Raw genomic sequence first — 2,819 nt, 5'->3', positions numbered from 1 at the left:
CGTTCCGCCGCCGTTTCCGTGCACAACTCACGGCTGCCTGAGTGTTTCCTGGGAAAACTCCCCGTGCTGGCGGAACCCGCCCCCGCGGTTCGGCGGGGGCGGGGTCCTGCGAGACTGGGAGGTCCGTGCCGTGAGGAGCCAGCAGTGAGCCATCAGAACGCCGACCGCGGCGACACCCTCGTCCGGGCCGGGGCGGTCGTCTTCGGCGTGGGCGCCGTCGCCACGCTGATCACCTTCGTGCCGCTCTTCTTCCACCTGACCCCGCTGCCCACCGTCGCGTACTGGATCAGCATGCTGATGCCGGTGGGCCTGCTGCTGGCCCTGGCCGGCCTGCTGGCCTCGGCCCGGGCGCAGCGCCGGAGGGCTCAGGCCGCCGAGCGGTAGCCGGCCAGCCAGTCCGGGAACTGCGTCAGGTCGTCGAGCACCACGTCCGCCCCGGCCGCCCGGAGCTCCTCGGTGCCGTACGGGCCGGTGGCCACCGCGACCGCGACCGCACCGGCGGCCCGCGCCCCGACGATGTCCCCGAGGTGGTCGCCGACGTACACGGCCGCGCCGTGCTCGCGCAGCGCGTCGCCCTTGGTCTCCGCCCAGAGGTCGCCGACCAGCACGTCCGGGACCAGTCCGACGTGGTCCAGCTGGAGCCGGGCGTTGCGCTCGAACTTGCCGGTGATCACCGCGACCCGGCCGCCGAGGGCCCGGACGGCGGCCACCGCCTCCCGCGCCCCGGGCAGCACCAGCGTGCCGGACATGGCGTGCCGCACGTACAGCTCCCGGTAGCGGTCGGCGACCGCCGCCACCCGCTCGGCGGGGAACCAGTTCGCGAGCTCGTGCACCAGCGGCGGCCCGAGCCGGCTGACCGCCAGCCCGCTGTCGATCGCGGTGCCGGTCTCGGCGGCCAGCGCGTCGTAGGTGGCCCGGATGCCGGGCCGCGTGTCGAGCAGGGTCATGTCGAGGTCGAAGCCGACGGTGAGTGACATGCCGCCACCCTAGGCCTCGGCGCACCTGCCCGGGGCGCCTGGTGCGGGCCGCGGAGCTGCGGCGGTCACGGACCGCAGTTCCCCGGGGACCGAACGTTTCGACCGCCGCCCGGGCCGGGTATGCAGCCCTCGCACGGGGTTGATCGGGTACCCCGCTTCGCCGATGGGGGTGTCAGCCAGTGGACAGCGCCGCGCCGCGTCCTGGCCTCGTCGGGCCCCGCACGGAATCCTGCCGCACATGAGCGAGCGGCTGAGAGATCATTGATCCGCTGATCGACGCCGATCGCCCGCCGCGGGTGGTCGGCTCGTCGTCCACCCCGCGGGACCGGTCCACGGCCGGCCCGCCCACACCCACATCGAGGACAGTTCGAGATGCCCACCGGCCAGGTCAAGTGGTTCAACGAGACGAAGGGGTTCGGCTTCCTGTCGCGCGACGACGGCGGCGACGTCTTCGTCCACACCAAGGCGCTGCCCGCCGGGGTCACCACGCTGCGGCCGGGCCAGCGGGTCGAGTTCGGCGTCGTCGCGGGCCACCGCGGCGACCAGGCGATGAGCGTGACCCTGCTCGACGCGCTGCCGTCGGTGGCCGCCGCGCAGCGCAAGAGCCCGGACGACATGGCCCCGATCGTGCAGGACCTGATCACCACGCTCGACGCCGTCCTGCCGGGCCTGCAGCGCGGCCGGTACCCGGCCAGGCCGACCGGACAGAAGCTCGCCGTGCTGCTCCGGGCGGTCGCCGACCAGTTCGACGTCTGAGCCGGTCTCAGCCGCGCAGCGCACCCGGGTCGACCGCGGGCACCAGCCCCTCGGCGGCGGCCCGGGTGAGCAGGGTCTCCACCGCCGCGTAGCCCTCCTCGCCGAGGTCGGCCGTGAACGCGTTGACGTAGAGCCCGATGTGCTGGTCCGCGACGGCCGGGTCCATCTCCTGGGCGTGCTCCAGCACGTACGCCCGGGAGGCGGCCGGGTCGGCCCAGGCGGCCTCCACCGAGGCGCGGATCGTCGCGGCGAGCTCCCGCAGCCGGTCGGCGCCGAGCGAGCGGCGGGCCACGATCGCGCCGAGCGGGATCGGCAGCCCGGTCGCGGCCTCCCAGGCCTCGCCCATGTCGGCCAGGCTGTGCAGCCCGTACCGCTGGTAGGTGAACCGGGCCTCGTGGATCACCAGGCCGGCGTCCACCAGGCCGTCCCGCACGGCCGGCATGATCTCGTGGAACGGCAGCACCACGATCTTCCCGAAGCCGCCGGGAACGGCCCCGGCCGCCCAGAGCCGGAACAGCAGGTAGGCGGTCGAGCGCTCGCTCGGCACCGCCACCGTGCCGCCGGTCAGGTCCGCGCCGGGCTCGCGGGTGAGCACCAGCGGCCCGCAGCCGCGTCCGAGCGCACCGCCGCACGGCAGCAGCGCGTACTCGTCGAGCACCCAGGGCAGCTGGCCGTAGCTGATCTTCAGGACGTCCAGTTCGCCGCGCTCGGCGAGGCCGTTGGTGATGTCGATGTCGGCGAACCGCACCTCGGGCGCCGCCGCGCCGGGCAGCAGGCCGTGCGCCCAGGCGTGGAAGACGAAGGTGTCGTTCGGGCAGGGCGAGTACGCGATCCGCAGCGGCTCAGCCACCGTCGGCCTCCTTGATCAGTTCCGGGTACGGCAGCGCGGCGAACGCGCGCTCCAGCGCGCCCAGCGCCTCGCCGATCCGCCAGGCGGCCCGGTCGCGCGGGCCGACCGGGTTGGACACCGTCCGGATCTCCAGGCACGGCACGCCGAACCGGGCGGCGGCCTCGGCGACCCCGAAGCCCTCCATCGCCTCGCCCACGGCGCCCGGGTGGCGGGGCGCCACCCCGGCGGCCCCGGCG

4 protein-coding genes and 1 pseudogene are annotated in these 2,819 nt (G+C 75.0%); 2 read left to right on the top strand and 3 right to left on the bottom strand.

The genetic code is table 11. The features are described 5' to 3' along the window. The first annotated feature begins 144 nt into the window (after window positions 1-144). Entirely contained in the window at window positions 145-384 is a 240-nt protein-coding gene (locus ACFV0G_RS33980) for a hypothetical protein (RefSeq protein WP_380556313.1), read from the top strand. Here ACFV0G_RS33980 and ACFV0G_RS33975 read toward each other — a convergent pair. After that, window positions 366-977 (bottom strand): HAD family hydrolase, encoded by a 612-nt coding sequence (locus ACFV0G_RS33975; RefSeq protein ID WP_380556311.1) that lies wholly within the window; start codon window positions 975-977, stop codon window positions 366-368. The two genes, ACFV0G_RS33980 and ACFV0G_RS33975, sit on opposite strands and share 19 nt — an antisense overlap. A gap of 372 nt (window positions 978-1,349) precedes the next feature. On the opposite strand from ACFV0G_RS33975, the gene ACFV0G_RS33970 reads away from it, so the two are divergent. Continuing rightward, a complete protein-coding gene (locus ACFV0G_RS33970; RefSeq protein ID WP_380556309.1) occupies window positions 1,350-1,733 on the top strand; it encodes a cold-shock protein in 384 nt (127 codons plus the stop codon). 7 nt (window positions 1,734-1,740) lie between these two features. Here the strand turns inward: ACFV0G_RS33970 and ACFV0G_RS33965 are convergent, their stop codons facing one another. Both ACFV0G_RS33965 and ACFV0G_RS33960 read right to left on the bottom strand, forming a co-directional pair. Further along, window positions 1,741-2,583 (bottom strand): 1,4-dihydroxy-6-naphthoate synthase, encoded by an 843-nt coding sequence (locus ACFV0G_RS33965; protein WP_380556307.1) that lies wholly within the window; start codon window positions 2,581-2,583, stop codon window positions 1,741-1,743. After that, a pseudogene (locus tag ACFV0G_RS33960) lies at window positions 2,576-2,819 on the bottom strand (futalosine hydrolase); the annotation flags it as partial. The pseudogene ACFV0G_RS33960 and the gene ACFV0G_RS33965, both read right to left, overlap by 8 nt.

Origin of the sequence: Kitasatospora sp. NPDC059571 (genome assembly GCF_042735675.1) — a bacterium.
Lineage (GTDB): Bacteria > Actinomycetota > Actinomycetes > Streptomycetales > Streptomycetaceae > Kitasatospora.
This window is presented reverse-complemented; position numbering and strand designations above follow the sequence as displayed.

What these genes read in the sequence shown, in the direction of transcription:
- ACFV0G_RS33970 (WP_380556309.1), top strand. Translation starts at nt 1,350, where the DNA reads ATGCCCACCGGCCAGGTCAAGTGGTTCAACGAGACGAAGGGGTTCGGC.
- ACFV0G_RS33975 (WP_380556311.1), bottom strand. Translation starts at nt 977, where the DNA reads ATGTCACTCACCGTCGGCTTCGACCTCGACATGACCCTGCTCGACACG.